Source organism: Streptomyces sp. NBC_01549, assembly GCF_026339955.1.
GTDB lineage: Bacteria > Actinomycetota > Actinomycetes > Streptomycetales > Streptomycetaceae > Streptomyces.
In genome coordinates, this window is the sequence record NZ_JAPEPW010000001.1 from 7,434,636 (window position 1) to 7,452,432 (window position 17,797).

Annotated in this window: 14 protein-coding genes and 5 pseudogenes; 15 read left to right on the forward strand and 4 right to left on the reverse strand. The window is 71.3% G+C overall.

The window, feature by feature from the left end:
* Window position 1: 1 nt before the first annotated feature.
* From OG819_RS33265 to OG819_RS33285, 5 genes are read left to right on the forward strand one after another with little or no spacing between them, the layout of a single operon-like run.
* A complete protein-coding gene (locus OG819_RS33265) occupies window positions 2-214 on the forward strand; it encodes a V-type ATP synthase subunit F (protein WP_266652313.1) in 213 nt (70 codons plus the stop codon).
* Window positions 211-735 (forward strand): V-type ATP synthase subunit E, encoded by a 525-nt coding sequence (locus tag OG819_RS33270; RefSeq protein WP_266652315.1) that lies wholly within the window; start codon window positions 211-213, stop codon window positions 733-735. The genes OG819_RS33265 and OG819_RS33270 overlap by 4 nt, the downstream gene beginning before the upstream one ends.
* The gene (locus tag OG819_RS33275) at window positions 732-2,555 is read left to right on the forward strand and encodes a V-type ATP synthase subunit A (RefSeq protein ID WP_266652317.1); all 1,824 of its coding nucleotides are present in this window, start codon (window positions 732-734) and stop codon (window positions 2,553-2,555) included. The genes OG819_RS33270 and OG819_RS33275 overlap by 4 nt, the downstream gene beginning before the upstream one ends.
* Window positions 2,552-3,934, forward strand: a complete 1,383-nt coding sequence (locus OG819_RS33280; protein ID WP_266638585.1) for a V-type ATP synthase subunit B — start codon at window positions 2,552-2,554, stop codon at window positions 3,932-3,934. Before OG819_RS33275 ends, OG819_RS33280 begins: the two co-directional genes overlap by 4 nt.
* 5 nt (window positions 3,935-3,939) lie before the next feature.
* Window positions 3,940-4,611: a V-type ATP synthase subunit D gene (locus OG819_RS33285; RefSeq protein ID WP_266652319.1), complete on the forward strand. Its 672-nt coding sequence runs from the start codon at window positions 3,940-3,942 to the stop codon at window positions 4,609-4,611.
* A 56-nt stretch (window positions 4,612-4,667) separates the two neighbouring features.
* On the opposite strand, the gene OG819_RS33290 is transcribed toward OG819_RS33285, so the two are convergent.
* Together OG819_RS33290 and OG819_RS33295 are read right to left on the reverse strand one after the other, a co-directional pair.
* Window positions 4,668-5,591 carry a nitroreductase family protein gene (locus OG819_RS33290; protein ID WP_266638778.1) on the reverse strand — a complete coding sequence of 308 codons (924 nt, stop codon included), beginning with the start codon at window positions 5,589-5,591 and terminating at the stop codon, window positions 4,668-4,670.
* 164 nt (window positions 5,592-5,755) lie between these two features.
* Window positions 5,756-6,697 carry a pyridoxamine 5'-phosphate oxidase family protein gene (locus tag OG819_RS33295; RefSeq protein ID WP_266638583.1) on the reverse strand — a complete coding sequence of 314 codons (942 nt, stop codon included), beginning with the start codon at window positions 6,695-6,697 and terminating at the stop codon, window positions 5,756-5,758.
* Between the two features lie 148 nt (window positions 6,698-6,845).
* Between OG819_RS33295 and OG819_RS33300 the strand changes: the two are divergent.
* Window positions 6,846-7,226 (forward strand): annotated as a pseudogene (locus OG819_RS33300) (CBS domain-containing protein); the annotation flags it as partial.
* 165 nt (window positions 7,227-7,391) lie between these two features.
* Here the strand turns inward: OG819_RS33300 and OG819_RS33305 are convergent.
* Window positions 7,392-8,012 (reverse strand): annotated as a pseudogene (locus OG819_RS33305) (nicotinate phosphoribosyltransferase); the annotation flags it as partial.
* A 187-nt stretch (window positions 8,013-8,199) separates the two neighbouring features.
* Between OG819_RS33305 and OG819_RS33310 the strand changes: the two are divergent.
* On the forward strand, window positions 8,200-9,075 hold the full coding sequence (locus tag OG819_RS33310; protein ID WP_266652321.1) for a universal stress protein: 876 nt from the start codon (window positions 8,200-8,202) through the stop codon (window positions 9,073-9,075).
* Window positions 9,068-10,612 (forward strand): bifunctional aminoglycoside phosphotransferase/ATP-binding protein, encoded by a 1,545-nt coding sequence (locus OG819_RS33315; RefSeq protein ID WP_266652323.1) that lies wholly within the window; start codon window positions 9,068-9,070, stop codon window positions 10,610-10,612. The genes OG819_RS33310 and OG819_RS33315 overlap by 8 nt, the downstream gene beginning before the upstream one ends.
* A gap of 68 nt (window positions 10,613-10,680) precedes the next feature.
* Here the strand turns inward: OG819_RS33315 and OG819_RS33320 are convergent, their stop codons facing one another.
* The gene (locus OG819_RS33320; RefSeq protein WP_266638580.1) at window positions 10,681-11,265 is read right to left on the reverse strand and encodes a hypothetical protein; all 585 of its coding nucleotides are present in this window, start codon (window positions 11,263-11,265) and stop codon (window positions 10,681-10,683) included.
* 315 nt (window positions 11,266-11,580) lie between these two features.
* Here OG819_RS33320 and OG819_RS33325 point away from each other — a divergent pair, with 315 nt between their 5' ends.
* The 7 genes and pseudogenes from OG819_RS33325 to pflA all read left to right on the forward strand — a co-directional run bounded on the left by OG819_RS33325 (window position 11,581) and on the right by pflA (window position 17,735).
* Complete coding sequence (locus OG819_RS33325) at window positions 11,581-12,651, forward strand: zinc-dependent alcohol dehydrogenase family protein (protein WP_266638579.1); 1,071 nt, start codon at window positions 11,581-11,583, stop codon at window positions 12,649-12,651.
* Window positions 12,652-12,671: 20 nt separating this feature from the next.
* Window positions 12,672-13,358 (forward strand): pyridoxamine 5'-phosphate oxidase family protein, encoded by a 687-nt coding sequence (locus OG819_RS33330; RefSeq protein WP_266638578.1) that lies wholly within the window; start codon window positions 12,672-12,674, stop codon window positions 13,356-13,358.
* A gap of 168 nt (window positions 13,359-13,526) precedes the next feature.
* The gene (locus OG819_RS33335; RefSeq protein WP_266418718.1) at window positions 13,527-13,967 is read left to right on the forward strand and encodes a pyridoxamine 5'-phosphate oxidase family protein; all 441 of its coding nucleotides are present in this window, start codon (window positions 13,527-13,529) and stop codon (window positions 13,965-13,967) included.
* 113 nt (window positions 13,968-14,080) lie between these two features.
* Window positions 14,081-14,529, forward strand: a pseudogene (locus OG819_RS33340) (ornithine carbamoyltransferase subunit F); the annotation flags it as partial.
* A 3-nt stretch (window positions 14,530-14,532) separates the two neighbouring features.
* The gene (locus OG819_RS33345; RefSeq protein ID WP_266652325.1) at window positions 14,533-15,456 is read left to right on the forward strand and encodes a carbamate kinase; all 924 of its coding nucleotides are present in this window, start codon (window positions 14,533-14,535) and stop codon (window positions 15,454-15,456) included.
* Window positions 15,457-15,623: 167 nt separating this feature from the next.
* Window positions 15,624-17,000, forward strand: a pseudogene (locus tag OG819_RS33350) (pyruvate formate lyase family protein); the annotation flags it as partial.
* Between the two features lie 21 nt (window positions 17,001-17,021).
* Window positions 17,022-17,735, forward strand: a pseudogene (gene pflA, locus OG819_RS33355) (pyruvate formate-lyase-activating protein).
* Window positions 17,736-17,797: the final 62 nt, after the last annotated feature.

Sequence of the window (17,797 nt, forward strand, 5' to 3'; positions counted from 1 at the left end):
CGTGGCAGCCATCGGAGAACGGACCCGGGTGGCGGGACTGGTGCTGGCGGGTGTGACCGTGCTGGTCGCCGAGGAACCGGAGTCCGTACGCCGGGCATGGCAGGACCTGCCGCCGGATGTCGCCCTGGTGATCGTCACCCCGGCCGCCGCCGACACTCTGGGCCCCGCCCTGCTGGACGGCGCCCGACCGCTCACAGCGGTGCTGCCGGTATGAGGCCCCCGGCCAACGCCGCGGCGTCCGCCCTCGAACCGGTGCGGGAGCGGCTGCTGCACTCGGCCCGCGTGGACGCAGCGGAACTGCTCGCCCGCACGGACCGGGAGACCGAAGCACTGCTGGAGGGCGCCAGGGCCCAGGCCGCCACGATCCTTGAGGACGCCCGCCGACAGGGCGAGGCCGACGCGGCTCAAGGCCGTGCCGCGGAGCTCACCCGGGTCCGCAGGACCATCCGAGCCCGCGAACTCGACATCCGGCGGCAGGCCTACGAGGAGCTGGGCCGCAGCACCGCGGAACGGGTCGGGGGACTGCGGCACAGGCCCGACTACCCGGCCATGCGCAACCGCCTGGCCCGACGTGCCCGACAGCTCCTCGGACCGGACTGCGAGGTCGCCGAGCACCCCTCGGGAGGCATCGTGGCCCGGGCGTCGGGCCGCCGGGCCGACTGCACCCTGGATGCCCTGGCCGTCCGTGCGCTGGACCGGCTCGGCGCGGAGACGGAGACACTGTGGGCACCGTGAAGGGCGCAACCGACGCGGCCACCGTCACCCCCGGCAGCGGCCGGGAGCGCCCCTGCCGCGTCCTGCGGGTGGCCGGCCCCCTGGTCGAAATGGAGTACGCGGTCGGTACCGCCATGTACGACGTCGTCTCCCTCGGCGAAGCCGGGCTGCCCGGCGAGGTGGTGGCGATCGAAGGGGACGTGGTCACGGTCCAGGCGTACGAGTACACCGGTGGCCTGGCCCCCGGGCACAGCGCTCGGCCCCGGGGCATGCCGCTGGCCGCCCGCCTCGGCCCCGGTCTGCTCGGCGGGATCTTCGACGGTCTGCTGCGCCCGCTTTCCGGCAGCGGCGACTGGCTCCTCCCCGGTGCCGGCGCGACCGGGGACGGAGGGCGCCGATGGCGGTTCACTCCCCGGGTGGCCGTAGGGGAACAGGTGTCGCAGGGCGAGACCCTGGGCGAGATCCGGGGAACCGGGCCGGTGCCCTTGCGGATTCTGGTACCGCCCAGTGTCGGCGGCGCGGTGGAGGGGATCGCCCCCGAGGACGTGCTTCCCGAGGACGCGGTCGTGGCCGTCGTCGGAGGCACCGAGGTGCGGATGGCCGAGGACTGGCCCATCCGCCGTCCGCGCCCGGTTCGTGAACGTCTGGGTGCAGAGCAGCCGCTGAACACCGGCCAGCGCGCGATCGACCTGCTGTTTCCCGTGGCCCGGGGCAGTACCGCCGCCGTGCCCGGTGGCTTCGGAACCGGCAAGACGCTGCTGCTGCAGCAGATCGCCAAATGGTGCGACGCCGACGTCATCGTCTACATCGGCTGCGGAGAGCGCGGCAACGAGATGGCCGACGTCATCACCGAACTGGCCGCGCTCGGGGATCCACGGACCGGGGGCCGACTCGCCGATCGCACGGTGACCATAGCCAACACCTCGAACATGCCGATGATGGCCCGCGAGGCGAGCATCTACACGGGCGCCACGGTCGCCGAGTACTTCCGCGACATGGGACTCGACGTCGTGGTCATCGCCGACTCGACCTCCCGCTGGGCCGAGGCACTGCGCGAGTTCGCCTCTCGCACCGGCGCGCTGCCCGCGGAAGAGGGGTATCCGGCGGGCCTGGCCTCGGCGATCGCCGCCTTCTACGAACGGGCCGGCGCGGTGACGACGCTCGGTGGCGCCCGAGGTTCAGTGACCGTGATCGGCGCGGTCTCCCCGCCCGGCGGCGACATGACCGAACCGGTCACCGCCCACACCGAACGGTTCGTACGCTGCTTGTGGACCCTCGACCGTGAACTCGCCTACGCCCGCCATTACCCGGCGGTGTCCTGGGCGGGATCCTTCTCGCGCGACGCGCAGATCCTCGCCCCGGGCCACACGGCGGCCGGCGACGCCGACTGGTCCTCCCGGCGTGCCAGGGCCGCCGGTCTGCTGGCCGAGGCCGACCGGCTGGCCGACCTCGTCGACCTGATCGGCATCACCGCGCTTCCCGACCAGGAGCGGGTCAGCGTGCTCGCAGGACGGCTGATGCGTGAGGGCGTCCTCCAACAGAGCGCGCTGTCCGCCCAGGACTCCTACTGCGGTGCGGACAAGAGCGCGGCGCTCGTCGAGGCGGTGCTCGCGGTCGTCGACCGGTGCCGAGAGCTCGTCGACGCCGGCGTGCCCGCCGCGGTCGTGGAGGAGGTGGACTTCGGACCGCTGCTGCGCGCCCGCGAGGACGCCGGACCGAACGACGCCGCGGTCGTGGCGACTCGACGGAAGGCCATGCTCGCCACGCTCACCGGGCTCACCGCGCTTCACGGGACGGCGACGGACGGGGAGGAAGACGGGGCGGAAGGGGAGAGGGCGTGACCGGCTGGAGCGAGGTCGAATACACGGCGATCCGCGAACTGCGCGGCCCGCTCGCCGTCGTCGACGGGGTGACCGGGGTCGGTTGGGACGAGTTCGTCCGGATCACGCTCGACTCCGGGGAGCAGCGGCACGGCCTCGTGCTGGAGGTGGACCGCGGACTCGCCGTGGTGCAGGTCCTGGAGGACACCGCGGGCATGGATCCGGCGCGGGTCAGGATGGCCTTCGCCGGAGGGCCGCTGCGCATCCCGGTCGGTTCCGGCTGGCTGGGCCGGGTCTGCAACGGCCGCGGTGAACCGATCGACGGCGGGCCACCGGTCTTCGGATCCGCCACCGCGGCAGCGGGCGGCAGTCCGATCAACCCGGTGCGGCGTGAACCGCCCGCGGACCCGGTGCTCACGGGCGTCGGAGCCGTGGACGCGCTCACCACCCTCGTACGAGGCCAGAAGCTGCCGGTGTTCTCCGTCGCGGGCCTGCCGCACCTGGAACTGGCCGCGCAGATCGCGGCCCAGTCCACAGCGGCCGGAGAGGCCTTCAGCGTCGTCTTCGCCGGAATGGGACTCACCCACGCGGACGCGTCCTTCGTCCGCGACGCCCTGGAGGAGCGGTCCGCCGCCGGAGAACTGGTGCTGCTGCTCAACACCGCCGACGACCCGGTCATCGAACGGATCCTCACCCCCAGGATCGCGCTGACCGTCGCGGAACACCTCGCCTTCGACTCGGGCAGACACGTGCTCGTAGTCATGACCGACATGACCAGCTACGCCGAGGCACTGCGCGAAGTCTCCGCGGCGCGCGGCGAGATCCCCGCCCGCCGCGCCTACCCCGGCTATCTCTACAGCGACCTCGCCTCCCTCTACGAGCGCTGCGGACGCATCCGCGGCCGACCCGGCTCCGTCACCGTCCTCCCGGTGCTCACCATGCCCGCCGGTGACATCACTCATCCGGTCCCCGATCTCACCGGTTACATCACGGAGGGGCAGATCGTGCTGTCCCGCGAGACGCACGCTCAGGGCGTCTATCCGCCGGTGGACGCCCTGTCCTCGCTCTCCCGCCTGATGCGCAAGGGCGCCGGTCCCGGCCGTACCCGGCCCGACCACCTCGACGTCGCCGCGCAGATGCTCGCCGCCCTCGCCCGCGCCCGGCAGGTACGCGAGCTCGCCGATCTGGTCGGGCAGACCGCGTTGAGCCCGGCCGACCGCCGGTACCTCGACTTCGACGAGGCCTTCCTGAGGCGCTTCGTGGACCAGCGGCGCGACGAACTGCGCACCCTCGACGAGACGTTGGAAAGCGCCTGGCGGGTGCTGCTCACCCTGCCCCGAGGTCAGCTCGCCATGCTGCCGTCCGCACTGTTGGACGCGCACGGCGCGGAGCGGGGGTGAACGCGGTGGCCACCATCCGTAGTCGGCCCGGGCGTGCCGGGCGGCAGCACCTGCTGCACCGTCTGGCGGTCGCCGCGCGCGGAGCCGATCTCCTGGAGAAGAAGCTCCGCATCCTGCGCACGGAACACCAGCGTCTCCTGCAGGCCGAGGAGGCTTGCTCCACCGCCTGGCGGGAGCGGCTGAGGGAGGCCGAGACCTGGCTGTCGCGCGGGCTCGTCCTGAGTGGGGAGCACGCCCTGTACTCGGCGGCGGCCGGTCTCGCTCCGGCGGACGTCACCGTCGGCTGGACCGCGTCCATGGGGGTGCGCCGCCCCTCGGGGGTCTCGTGCACGGTCCCCGCACGCGCGCCGAGCGCCGCCACACCGGGCAACACCGCCCTGGTCCACGCCGAGGCCGCCTACCAGCAGGCGGTGCGGGCCGCCGCCGACCATGCCTGCGCCCGTACCGCCGCCCGCATCGTCGGCGCGGAGGTGACGAGCACGAGCAGGCGGGTCCGCGCGCTCCGGCGCCACTGGATCCCGCGCCTGCAGGAAGCACTCGCCCACGCGGCCTTCGCTCTGGAACAGAGCGAGCACGAGGACTCGGTCCGGCGGCGGTGGGCCGCTCAGGTCCTGAAAGAGGTGGAACGGCCGGCCGAGCGGGACGGGCCGTCCGCAGACCGGAGTGCCCGGCGCTGAACGCCGCGTGCCTCGTCCATGCCATGGAGCGTGTCATGGACGTCGAGTGCCACCTTTCAGGGCTCGATGTCGAGTACCTCCGGTACTGGGCGGCGTGGTGTGCCGGGGCCCTTGGGCCCGTAGCCGAGGCGAAGCACCATCTGCACATGGGCGGTGCTCGACAGCGGGTCCCGCAGTGGCCAGCGCAGGTCCGGCCACTCCAGGGCCTGAGTGACGAACGAGCTGGACAGGCCTTCGATGGTGGCCAGCAGCAGCACGTGCTCCATGGCCTGACCGGCGCGCAGCCAGTCCTCCGGGCGGTCGCGAGATGTGCCGAGGAGGGCGAGTTGAGGGGAGCGTTCGAAAGTTGTCGCGGTGCGGCCCGACACTGATCTGGTACCAGCGAAGTCGCGCACCGGAGCCTTGCCGCCGTGCTTGCGCGGCCCGAACGCGTACTCCGGGACCCCGTCAGGGGCCGACATCACCGACGGGGAGCCGATACGGGTCCAGGCGGCCAGGTCCTCGTCGCTGCCCCGGTCGGTCCGATTGCGTGCCTCGGCCTCCTCGACGAGTTCCAGCACCTCCTGTAGATGCCATGCGGTGGCGAAGGACAGTGACGCCCCCTCCAGATGGGCGGCGTCGCCGAGCGCCGTCCGCACGGACTCGGGTATCTCCGTCTCCTCGAACGGGAAACGACTGCTGTGCCGCCGGTGAATCGCCGGATACAGCGTGGCGAGGTCGCTCTCGCCGCTTCCGAACCCGGTCAGTTGCACGGTCGCGAGCAGAGCGGGGTCGGCGAGGTCGGGCAGCAGCCGCGTCACCGGGTACCAGCCTCCGTGGGCAACCGCGGCCCGCAGGTTGAGCAGGGCGGCGCCGCAGCCGAGGTGGAGGGCACGGGTGTCGGGGTCGGCGTGGGGCATGGCTCGGCCGAGATCGGCGCGCACATGGAACGTTCGGCTGCCCTGGAAGTATCGGAAGCGCCACGGCTGCGCGTTGTGCATCGACGGCGCGGCCGTGGCGTCGTGGACCAGGGTCGCCACATGCTCCGGGGAGAGTGCTCGTTGGCTCACCGGAGCCTCCCTTCACGAGTCGGCGAACCCTTGGACGGAGCCCGCTCCTCGGTTGTCGCGGATCCTCGCGGTGGAATGCCCGCCGGGAAGCGCAGTCAGTGCCCGCTGTGATCGGGCGGACTGATACGACGGCCCGTGAGCTGGGTGGGCCTGATCGACACCCACAGCTCGCGTGCGCCGCCCGCCCATGGCTTGCTGTGGGCGCGACCGGCCAGCCGCCGCACCGCGTCGGGCTCGGTGACCGCCCGGGCGGGGCCGACGGCCAGCACACTCCAGCCCTGACTCATGGCCTCGTCCACATGGTCGACCTCGAAGGCGACGTCCGTTCCCACAGCCGCCGCCGGGGCTGAGTCCGGCGCGGTCCGGAAGACGATCGCGTCGTCGACGACTTCGTAGTTCACCGGAACGACCGCCGGTCCGCCCGCAGTCGACACCGAGACCCGCCCCAGACCGTGTGTGGAGAGCCGGGCGCGACATTCCTCCGGGCTGAGGTCTCGCAGCTGGGGATCGAGGAGTGCCTGGCCCTGGCCGGGCGGGAGATCGATTCCGCCCCCGCGCAGGGCGGCGACGGAGGTACCGAGCGCGGCGGCCAGCCTGATGAGAGTCGCCAGGCTCGGGTCGGCCGACCGCTCTTCGAGGTAGGCCAGGTACTGCGGCGCCATCTTGGCGCGCCGGGCTGTCTCCGCCCGGGTCAGTCCCTGCCGCCGGCGTTCGGCAGCCACGCGGCGGCCGATGTCACCAGGGTGGGACGCCCTGTCCGGTGGTGGTGTGCCGGACAGGGCCCCCGTCTGCTGACGTGCCTCGTCCGTCCTCGGCGGGGAAACCAGGTCAGGGCTCTCTCCTGACCTGTGTTCGAGGTGATGGATGTGCGCGTCGGGCCCGGGGAACACGAGCGTCACCTCGTCCGTGTCCGACCAGTGCACGTCGTAGGGAGGGGTTCCGTCCTCGTGATGGAGCCCCACGATCTCGCCGTCGCGCCTGGTGGCGCCGGTGGCCGGGCTTTCGACAACGATCTGATCGCCGAGGTGAGCTCGCATGGTCGCCGCCCCTTCCTCAGAATGGTGCTGTACCCAACGTGCCACGCGCACAGCGCCGCCGCATGGCCCGGGCAGCCCGAACCAGGGGTGCCGAACGGACCGTTCTCCGGCCGACCGGCCCCTCAACAGCTCGGACGGGAGAGGCGACATGCACCACCGTACGGTCGAAGAGCTCATGACCCGGGAGGTCGTCCGGGCGCCGCGTGACATGCCGTTCAAGGAGATCGTCAGACTGTTGGCGCAGAACCATGTCACCGCCGTCCCCGTGGTCGACGAACTGGACCGCCCCATGGGTGTCGTGTCGGAGGCCGATCTGCTGCGCAAGGCCTCCACCCAGGCCGATCCCTGCGGCCGGATCCCGCTCCCGCACCTGGAGGCGTGGGAGCGGGCCAAGGCCGAAGGGGCCAGGGCCGAGGAGCTGATGTCGGCTCCCGGGGTGTGCGCCCGTCCGGAGTGGACGGTGGTCGAGGCCGCCCGTCTCATGGCGGTCCAGAACGTCAAGCGACTGCCCGTGGTGGACGGGACGGAGGCCGTTGCGCGGACGTCCGTCACACGGGCCATCCAGCCGTCGGGCGAGAGCTTCGCCCGGTGGCAGGCGTGCCCAGGCCCTTGATGTCGCGCTCGGCGAGGTAGAGGCGAACCTTCCACTCCACCGTGTATGCAGCATCATTTTGTATGCAGCATCATTTTCTCCTCACCTTCGTACGGAACGGTCTGGTCCGGAAGGAGCTCGCCCGAAGTACCGGCGGTCGCCGGCCCGGGCCAGGGTCTCTTCCTCGATGCGGTGCCGGACGCGGTCGGTGAGCGCGGTCAGCCGTTCAGAGGCCATGGCCCGTGGCGCGACCGGAGCCCGGATGCGGCGGGGGCCGTCGACGGCAACTCGGCCAGGTCGGCGTCGAACCTCTTCCGGCTCTCGTCGAGCCTCGGGTGCTCGACGGTGCGCTGCCCCCGGAACACCTGCTTCGGGCCCGGTGCCCTCACCTTCGCCGAGGAGAGCTTCATGACCGGACGGCCGTCGTACTCGCCATCTTGCAGGCGGAGTCCAGGAACGGGGCCGTCGGCAGAGACTCCGACGCGGGTACCGACGGCGTAGACGTCGATCGGTGCTCCGGTACGGACCAGTTCGTCCACGGCGTACTCGTCGAGACCACCGCTGGCGACAATACGCACGTCCGGGAGGTCGGCGGCGTCGAGGACGGCGCGTGCCCGCGCCGCCAAGGCCCCGGCCGCCGCTGTCCAGCCGTACGGCGGAACCGGGTCCGCGGCCGAGATCCCGCAGGACACGAGCGGCGGCGACTCCCGTATCGGTGTCGTGCCCCTACGGCCTGCCGCACCTGAGAGTCCGCATGCGCCGCGAGCAGATTTCGGGTACTCCTCGGGTAAAAGGTATGAAAGGCATGAAAGGCAACCGTGTTCGGCGCGTCGGCGCAGACGATCGGGCAGCGAGCAGGCGGACCCGCTCACCCGTCATTCCGGTTTTTTACGAGACGAAGGTAGTCGCCATGGAGCCAGTGGTCACCGTGGGCCTCGACGGCTCACCCGAGGGCCTTGCCGCCGCCCATTGGGCGGCCGACGAAGCCGAGCGGCGCAGGCTCACACTGCGTTTGCTGCACGCATGGCCCCTCCTGGCGCCGGAACCGCCCCGTGCCCCGGCGGAGGTGGATCAGAACTACTGGGCGAAGAGGATCGTGCACAACGCGCGGGCGGAGCTCCAGGCAAGCCACCCGGGCCTCCCGATCGTCGGTAATCTCGTCGCCGAAGACGCCCAGGTCGCCCTGCTGCAAGCGGCATCGGAGTCCGAGATGACCGTGCTCGGCTCGCACGGGCTCGGGGCCTTCGGGAGCTACTTCCTGGGTGACATCAGCATGCCCGTCGTGGCACGGGCCGATCACCCGGTGGTCCTCGTGCGCGCCGAAACCCGCGAAGCGTGGCCACGGCCCGCTCCACGTACGGCGGGTGGCGTAGTCGTGGCACTGAAACTGCACGGCCCGTCCGACGACCTGCTCGAATTCGCCTTCGTCAGTGCCGCGGCGCGGGGCGTGCCGCTTCGGGCCGTTTGCGGCCGGAGCCTGCCGCTTCACGCGCACGTGCCCTGGGGTACGGACCACGCCGTCACCGAAGCGATCACACGGGACGCTCACAAGCACCTGAGCCTGGCCCTGCGCCCCTGGCGCGAGAAGTTCCCAGGTGTGGAGGTGGTCGACGACGTCGCACTCGAAAGCCCCGCCAAGGCCGTACTGCAGGCCGCCGAGGGTGCCGGGCTGCTGGTCGTGGGCCGACGCAGGCACCACCCCGAACCGGCACCACGCCTGGGCCCCGTGGCTCAGGCTGCGGCCCACCACGCGCGCTGCCCGGTCGCCGTCGTCCCCCATGACTGAGGCGAGCGGCCCGCGTGCGGAAGTACGCGAGACCCACACCGCCGTGGTGTTCTTCGTCGGGGACCGTGTCTACAAGGTCAAGAAACCGGTCGACCTCGGGTTCCTGGACCACACCACCGTGGTGGCGCGCCGTGCCACCTGCGAGCGGGAAGTCGCACTCAACCGTCGCTTCGCCCCCGACGTCTATCTCGGCCTCGGGGAATTCCACAGCCCGGAGACGGACACGCCCGAACCCCTCGTCGTGATGCGCCGTATGCCGGCGGAACGCCGCCTCTCCCGGCTGGTGAGAGAGGGCACGGCCGTTGACGATGCCTTGCGGGCCGTGGCCCGGTTGCTCGCCGTCCGGCACGCCGACTTCACCCGTACCCGCGACGTGGACGAGCAGGGGACGCGGGACGCCCTCGCGGCACGCTGGGAAGCGAGCTTCGCCCAGGTCCGGCGACTGGCGGACGACGGACCCGTCCCCGAGGGCGTGGAGGAGGTCGAGCGACTCGTGCGCCGCTATCTCGTCGGCCGAAAACGACTGTTCGACATGCGCATCGAACGGGGGCGGGTGGTGGACGGCCACGGCGACCTGCTCGCCGACGACATCTTCTGCCTCGACGACGGCCCCCGCGTCCTGGACTGTCTGGAGTTCGACGACCGGCTGCGCTACGTCGACGGCCTCGACGACGCCGCCTTCCTCGCCATGGACCTGGAACAGCTGGGTGCCCCGGAGGCCGCGGCACTCTTCCTCGCCGCGTACAGCGAGTACTCCGGCGACCCGGCACCGCCTTCCCTCCGTCATCACTACGTCGCTTATCGCGCGTTCGTCCGTGCCAAGGTCGCGCTCATCCAGGCGCGCCAGGGCGCGCCGGGCGCGGAGGGAGCGGCACGCCGACTGATCGCGACGACCCTGCGGCACCTTCGTACGTCCGCGGTCGGCCTGACGCTCGTCGGCGGACTCCCGGGCAGCGGGAAGTCCACGCTCTCCGGTGCCCTCGCGGACCGGCTGGGGGTCACACTGCTCAGCAGCGACCGCGTCCGAAAGGAGCTGGCGGGCATCCCGGCCGAGGAGCCCGCGTCGGCCGGGTACGGCGAGGGCCTGTACACACCGGAGTGGACCGACAAGACCTACGCGGCCCTGCTCGATCGCGCGTCCGCCCTGCTGGCCGACGGCGAGTCCGTAGTCCTGGACGCCACCTGGACCGGTGCGAGGCAGCGGGAAGCCGCGCTGCGCGTGGCCGAACACACAGGCGCCGACCTCGTGGCCCTGCACTGCCAGGTTCCGGGTGATGTCGCGGCAGCCCGTCTGACCACCCGCGCACCGGGAGCGTCCGACGCCGACCCCGACGTGGCCGCCACCCTCGCGGCCAAGGAACCGCCCTGGCCAGAAGCCGTCGTGGTCGACACGAGCGGCCCCCTGGAAGCCGCGGTCGTCCGGGCGCTGGCGGCCGTACGCCCTTACGGCACCAGCCAGGCCCCGGTCTTCCGGCGCCCCTACACGGAGCCGGACCAGGAGACGGGCCGCGGCGACGCGTCGACGACCTGCGTGTGATCGGGAATCCTCCCACCGGTGCGCCGATCACGACGGAGTCCAAAGGTCGGCCCGGCCGCTTGCGACCCTTACGTGGTCTTGCGCCGCCACTGCGGTCCGACCTGGTCCCACTCACGCCCCCACTGGTCGTAGCGCCGCTGGTCGAGCCGCCACTGTGTGAAGCGGCCGGCGGCGAACGCCAGGCCGCCGAAGGCGAGCGCGGCCGCGGCACCGAGACAGGCGGCTTCGGCGGCCGCCGCCGAGGCGGTCGGCGGCTGCGTGGTGGGCTGCTCCTTGCTGTTCAGCCAGACGACGACCTTCGAGCCGGCCCGGTGGCCGTAGTCCACCAGGGCACGGCCGGTATGGGTCGAGCCGTCCGTCGCCGTCCAGCGGACCCTCGCCTGGACACGGTCGTAGGGCGTATCCGCCCCGATCCCCGCTGTCGGGGTGGTGGCCGAGACAACGACGGCCTGGACCGGGTGCCGCTCGTGCCGAAGCCGCGCGAAGGACGCGTCGGCGGCATGGGCCGTCAGCAGTCCGGTCAGGGTGCCGCCGATCGCGATGACCAGCCAGACGGCCAGCACGATCCAGGCCTCGACGATGTCGTCGTGCCGTCGCAGGGGGTTGCTCCGCCACCGCCAGAGCGGCTGCCTCACACGCTTGGTCCCGCGCATCCGACCGCACCTCCTCCTCATCGTCGTCATGGAATGGACGGTGCCACTGGGGAATGCGCGGCGGCAGGGGCCGACCAGGCGGCAGCACGGCCCCGCCCGGTCCCGTAATCGGGACCGATCGGCCCAAGCGCTCGGCAATCGTCGACCTCAGGCTGGACATACAGGGTCAACGCGCGCGTGAGGAGGCCGCGCAGCGACGTCCCACCGCCCTCGGCGCCGTTGAGGTCGACGAGGAGGGGTGGTCGCGCGCATGGGGGCGCTCGCAGGCCGTCGTCCCCCGCCACCGGCGTCCGCCAAGCCCAGAAAGGAGTCGTCATGAAAGCACTCGTGTTCCACGGTTCCGGGAAGTCCGCGTGGGAGGACGTCGCGGACCCCGGTATCCAGGATGCCACCGACGCGATCGTCCGCGTGGACGCCGTCACGATCTGCGGAACCGACCTGCACATCCTCAAGGGCGACGTACCGGAGGTGCGCCCCGGAACGGTGCTCGGACACGAGGCCGTCGGGGAGGTCGTCGAAGCGGGCGGTGACGTCCGCTCGGTCCGCCCCGGTGATCGTGTCCTGCTCTCGTGCATCACGTCGTGCGGCCGCTGCCGCTACTGCCGGGAAGGCACGTACGGGCAGTGCCGCGGGGGCGGGGGCTGGATCCTCGGACACTTGATCAACGGCACACAGGCCGAGTACGTCCGCGTCCCGTATGCGGATCTGTCGACGTATCCGCTGCCCGGGGCGGTGGACAGCAAGGATGCCGTGCTGTTGGCCGACGTCTACCCCACGGCCTATGAGGTGGGCGTGCTGAATGGGCGGGTACTGCCCGCGGACACCGTCGTCGTGGTCGGAGCGGGGCCCATCGGGCTCGCCGCGATCGCCACGGCACGGCTCTACACCCCTCAGAGGATCATCGCCGTGGATCCGGCCCCGGCCAGGCTGGATGCCGCCAAGCGCTTCGGCGCCGACGCGGTGGCCTCGGCGGGGGAGGAGGCGGAGCAGCTGGTCGCCGACCTCACCGAGGGGCTGGGGGCCGACGTGGCCATCGAGGCGGTGGGGTTGCCGGCGAGCTTCGAGGCGTGTACGCGCATGGTGCGGCCCGGCGGGCACGTGGCCAACGTCGGCGTGCACGGCAAGTCCGCGACGCTCCAGCTCGAAGACCTGTGGACCAAGAACGTGACGATCACCACCGGCCTGGTCGACACGTACTCCACGCCCACCCTGCTGCGCATGATGGCCGCCGGGCAGCTCCCCACGTCGTACCTGGTCACCCACATCTTCCCGCTGGACGCGATGGAGGAGGCGTACGAGATCTTCGCGCGGGCCGCGGACACCGGCGCGCTCAAGGTCGTCCTGGGCGAGCCGCAGCACGACGCCCTGACGGTCAGGACGCCTTGAAAGGGAGGAAGTGAACGGCCATGTGCGAACAGACACCGCCGAACGCCGCGCCCACCACCGCGGACAGCGCACGGGGCGACATCGGGCGTCGTATCGCTCAGCGACGCGAGGAAATGGGACTGACCCGGGAGGAGACGGCTTCCCGGGCGGGCACTGCTCCCGGCTACGTCCGCTACCTGGAGGAGCAGTCCACCGCGATGCCCGGGACCGCTGTCCTCATCCGGCTCGCGGACGTGTTGGGCACGAGCGTGGCGGCCCTGCGCGGAGGCGACGCCGATCTGCCGGCCGGCATCGGCCGGGCCGCCGACCACCCCGAGCTGGTCGAACTGGGCGCCGAGGAGTGCCGCACCCGGCTCTCCACGCACGGCGTCGGCAGGATCGCGATGGACACCCCCGACGGACCGACCATCGTCCCCCTGAACTACACCGTGATCGACGGTGCGGTCCTGTTCAGGACGGCACCCGACGCGGTGCCCGCCAAAGCCGTCGGGGCGCACGTCGCCTTCGAGGTCGACCACATCGACGAGGCGCTCAGCCAAGGGTGGAGCGTGCTCATCCGTGGCTTCGCCCGGGCCGTGACGGACCCCGACGCCGTACGCCGGCTGACGGAACTCGCGTACAGCGGTCCATGGGCGGGTGGCGAGCGCGACGTATGGGTGCGCCTCGAGCCCGCCGAGATCACCGGGCGCCGGATCGCGGTGCGGTGACCTCATGGGCCGGTTGCGGCACCGAAGGGCGGCCGCTCTCAGGCCGCCCTGGACCGAAAGGCCCTCGCCCTCGTCTCTGTCCCCCCACAGGATGAAAGGCGTAACGCTGTACCCATCCGTACCCCGTCATACGTGAACCCGTGTACCCCGTGAAAGTCGAACCCGGTGATGAATCCCAACGACGGCTTCCGTGAACTCGACCGCCAGGAGTGCCTGCGTCTGCTGGAGCGGACACCGATCGGCCGCGTCGTCCACACGCGCCATGCCCTGCCCGCCGTCCTGCCAGTCAACTTCTGCCTGGACATCGACTACGCGGTACTGATGCGTACTTCCGCCGACTCGGAACTGGCCGCCGCGATCGACGGCGTGGTGATCGCCTTCGAAGCGGACGAGGTGGATGCGGCGGCGCACTCCGGCTGGAGTGTCGTGGTCACCGGCCGCGCGACGGTGGTGACCGATCCCGTCGAGCACGGTCGGCTGATCCTGACCGGGCCGCGCTCATGGGTGGCCTCGCCCAAGGAGGTATTCATCCGCGTCGAGCCCGAGTTGGTGACCGGCCGGCAACTCGTCGGAGGGCGCACGGTCTATGGCCTTGACCTCTCCTCCTGAGCGGCTCCGCCGCACGCACCGGCCAAGGGCCGCACGCACCGGCCAAGGCCGCCAAGCGGCGCGAGAGCCTGCACGCCGAGGCGATCCACCGGTTCCACCCGATGTTCGCTTCCGCCGCGCCCAAGGCGCTGTGGCCGCAGCCCGAGCCGGTCGCCGCCTGCCGCGCGCTCGGCGGGGGCAGCGGGGTCCGGATCACCCTCACCGAGGACGTCGAGACCGCCGTACACGGCGCGGACTTCCCGCACACCGACGTCTGGGTCTCCATGGGCGAACCCGCCGACACCTGGCGCGAGCGCATCGACCTGCCGGGGCCCTACCAGGTCAACGACAAGACCCTCGCGCTCACCGGCAACCCGGACGTGAAGTTCATGCACTGCCTGCCTGCCCGCCCTCCACGACCACCACACCCGCCTCGGCCGTGAACTGCTCGACACCCTACGGTCTGGACGGCCTCGAAGTCACCGACGAGGTCTTCTCCTCACCCGCCTCCGTCGCCTTCGACCAGGCCGAGAACCGCCTGCACACCATCAAGCCCGTACTCTTCGCCACTCTGGAGGACTGAGCCATGCGCATCGTCATCGCCCTCGGCGGCAACGCCCTGCTGCACCGCGGTGAACGCCCCGACGCGGCCGTCCAGGAGGCGAACATCGACCGGGTGACCACCGCGATAGCCGCCCTCGCCCACGAGCACGAGATCGTCATCACCCACGGCAACGGCCCCCAGATCGGGCTGCTCGCCGTCGAGAGCGCCACCGACCCCGCCCTGAGCACCCCCTACCCGCTGGACCTGCTCGGCGCCCAGACCCAGGGCATGATCGGCTCCCTGCTGGCCCGCACCCTGCACGACGCCCTGCCCGCACGGCGGATCGCCGCGCTGGTCACGCACACCCTTGTCCGCGCCGACGACCCGGCCTTCGACCACCCCACCAAGTTCGTCGGCCAGGTGTACCCCTACGGGATCGCGGCCACGCTCGCCCGCAAACGCGGCTGGCACATCGCCGCCGACACCACGGGCTGGCGCCGGGTCGTCCCCTCCCCGGCACCCGAACGTGTCCTGGAGACCGACACCGTCCACGAACTCCTGAACAGCGGCACGCTCGTCATCTGCGCCGGCGGCGGAGGGGTCCCGGTCACCGCCGATCCCGACACCGGCGCGCTCACCGGGGCCGAGGCCGTGATCGACAAGGACCTCACCGCGGCGTTGCTCGCCGAGGACCTCAAGGCCGACTTCCTGCTCATCCTCACCGACGTGCCCTGCGTCTACGCCGGCTACGGAACCCCCGACCAGCGGCCCGTCCTCGGCGCCACCCCCGCCGAACTGCGCCGCGGCGGCTTCCCCGACGGCTCGATGGGTCCCAAGACCGAGGCCGCCGCCCGATTCGTCGAACGCACCGGGGGACTGGCCGCGATCGGATCCCTGGACGCGGCGTACGAGATCGTCCACGGCAGGTCGGGCACCCTCATTCGGCCGGACCTGACCGTCGCCTGAGCGCCGGTGACCAGGGGGTCGAACGGCCCTTGCCGAAGGCCGGACGGCCGAGGCACGGGCCCTGCCCGGCCCTCGTGGCGGCCATGGCGTCGCACGAGCATCGAAAGGGAGACATTCCAGTGCGGAGCAAGGGAGAGAACCGGCGATGACAGCGACAGCGACAGGGCCTCGACGAGGCGCACGCCCAGGAGCTGATCGACGACTTCGTCATCAAGCTGCGGATCGTACGGTTCCTGCGCACCCCCGAGTACGACGCGCTGTTCTCCGGCGACCCGACCTGGGTGGCGGAGTCTCTCGGCGGCATCGGTACGGACGGGCGTCCGCTGGTCACCCGGACTTCCTTCCGCTTCCTGCAGACTCTCTACAACCTCGGCCCGGCCCCTGAACCCAACCTGACCGTGCTCTGGTCGCCCCGACTTCCCGCGGGCTTCAAGGAGTTCTGCGCCCAGGTCTCCATCGACACCAGCGCCGTCCAGTACGAGTCCGACGAGCTGACGCGCCCGCGCACCGGGGACGACACCGCGATCGCGTGCTGTGTGTCGGCGATGGCGGTCGGCCGGCAAATGCAGTTCTTCGGGGCACGGGTCAACCTCGCCAAGGCCCTGCTGTACGCGCTCAACGGCGGCCGGGACGAGCTGACCGGCGAGCAGATCGCACCCGAGACGCCCGCGCTGACCGGGGAGTACCTGGACTACGAGGAGTTGTCGACCGCGTACGACCGCATGCTGGACTGGCTGGCGGGGACGTACGTCAACACGCTCAACGTCATCCACTACATGCACGACAAGTACGCCTACGAGCGCGTCGAGATGGCGCTGCACGACCACCCGGTCCACCGCTTCATGGCCTGTGGCATCGCGGGTCTGTCGGTCGCCGCCGACAGCATGTCCGCCGTCAAGCACGCGCGGGTGAAGGTGATCCGGGACGACACCGGGCTGGCCGTCGACTTCGAGACCGAGGGCGACTGGCCGGCGTACGGGAACAACGACGACCGCGCCGACGCCCTCGCGGTCGGCCTGGTCGAGTCCTTCATGGCCAAGGTGCGCAAGCATCCGACCTACCGGGACGCCGAGCACACCCAGTCCGTACTGACGATCACCTCGAACGTCGTCTACGGCCGACACACCGGCAACACCCCCGACGGCCGGCGCGCCGGACAGCCCTTCGCACCCGGGGCCAACCCCATGAACGGGCGCGACCGGCACGGTGTGGTCGCCTCCGCGCTGTCGGTCGCCAAGCTGCCCTACGAGCAGGCCCGTGACGGCATCTCGCTGACGACGACGATCACCCCGGAGGGCCTGGGACACGCGCCAGGCGAGCGGGCCGGGAACCTGGTCGGCATCCTCGACGCGTACACGGCCTCCGGCGGCTTCCACATGAACGTCAACGTCCTGGACCGGGCCACGCTGGAGGACGCGATGGAACACCCGGAAAACTACCCGGAGTTGACCATCCGCGTCTCCGGCTACGCCGTCAACTTCGTCCGTCTGACCCGTGAGCAGCAGCTCGACGTGATCAGCCGCACAGTCCACGGATCGCTGTGAGGACCATGGCGACCCGGCCGGATCCACTCCTGGGACCTGTCCACCGGCGTGGACGGCCCCGGGACCCGGTTCGTCCTTTTCGTCAGCGGTTGCCCGCTCCGCTGCCTCTACTGCGCCAACCCCGACACCTGGCACATGAGGGACGGTAGGGACGCCACGGTCGACGCGGTGATGGCCGAGATCGAGAAGTACCGGACCTTCGTCACCACGGCCGGTTGAGGGGTGACGGTCACGGGCGGTGAAGCGCTGCTCCAGCCCATCTTCACCGCTGACCTCCTGCGCCGCTGCAAGGAGGCGGGGCTGCACACCGCATTCGACACCTCCGGCTTCCTCGGCGAGCGCGCCACCGACGAACTACTCGCCGACACCGACCTGGTACTCCTGGACATCAAGTCCTTCGACATCCGTACGTACCGGAATCTGACCGGCGGAGAACTGGCGCCCACGCTCAACTTCGCCACCCACCTGGACCGCCTCGGTATCCCCGTGCGGATCCGCTACGTCCTCGTCCCCGGCTGGACCGACGCCCCGGAGGCCGTCGCCGGGCTCGCCCGCTTCGTCGCGGGCCTGGGCAACGTCGACCGGGTGGACGTCCTGCCCTTCCACAAGCTGGGCGCCTCGAAGTACGAAGCCCTGGGGATCCTTTTCCCGCTGCGCGACACCCCGGTTCCCGAACCGGGTTCGACCGAGCGAGTGCGAGAGCAGTTCAGGGAGTGCGGGCTTGCCGCGTACTGAACCGGGGGACCAGGATGGCTGCTGATCCGGGGGCTCTTCCGCCGATTCCCCAGGACTCCCGT

Excerpts from the sequence above, each read along its gene's own strand:
- OG819_RS33310 (WP_266652321.1), top strand. The coding sequence starts at position 8,200 with ATGGAGCCAGTGGTCACCGTGGGCCTCGACGGCTCACCCGAGGGCCTT.
- OG819_RS33335 (WP_266418718.1), top strand. The coding sequence starts at position 13,527 with ATGAATCCCAACGACGGCTTCCGTGAACTCGACCGCCAGGAGTGCCTG.
- OG819_RS33295 (WP_266638583.1), bottom strand. The coding sequence starts at position 6,697 with ATGCGAGCTCACCTCGGCGATCAGATCGTTGTCGAAAGCCCGGCCACC.
- OG819_RS33270 (WP_266652315.1), top strand. The coding sequence starts at position 211 with ATGAGGCCCCCGGCCAACGCCGCGGCGTCCGCCCTCGAACCGGTGCGG.
- OG819_RS33320 (WP_266638580.1), bottom strand. The coding sequence starts at position 11,265 with ATGCGCGGGACCAAGCGTGTGAGGCAGCCGCTCTGGCGGTGGCGGAGC.
- OG819_RS33290 (WP_266638778.1), bottom strand. The coding sequence starts at position 5,591 with ATGCACAACGCGCAGCCGTGGCGCTTCCGATACTTCCAGGGCAGCCGA.
- OG819_RS33330 (WP_266638578.1), top strand. The coding sequence starts at position 12,672 with ATGTGCGAACAGACACCGCCGAACGCCGCGCCCACCACCGCGGACAGC.
- OG819_RS33315 (WP_266652323.1), top strand. The coding sequence starts at position 9,068 with ATGACTGAGGCGAGCGGCCCGCGTGCGGAAGTACGCGAGACCCACACC.
- OG819_RS33325 (WP_266638579.1), top strand. The coding sequence starts at position 11,581 with ATGAAAGCACTCGTGTTCCACGGTTCCGGGAAGTCCGCGTGGGAGGAC.
- OG819_RS33345 (WP_266652325.1), top strand. The coding sequence starts at position 14,533 with ATGCGCATCGTCATCGCCCTCGGCGGCAACGCCCTGCTGCACCGCGGT.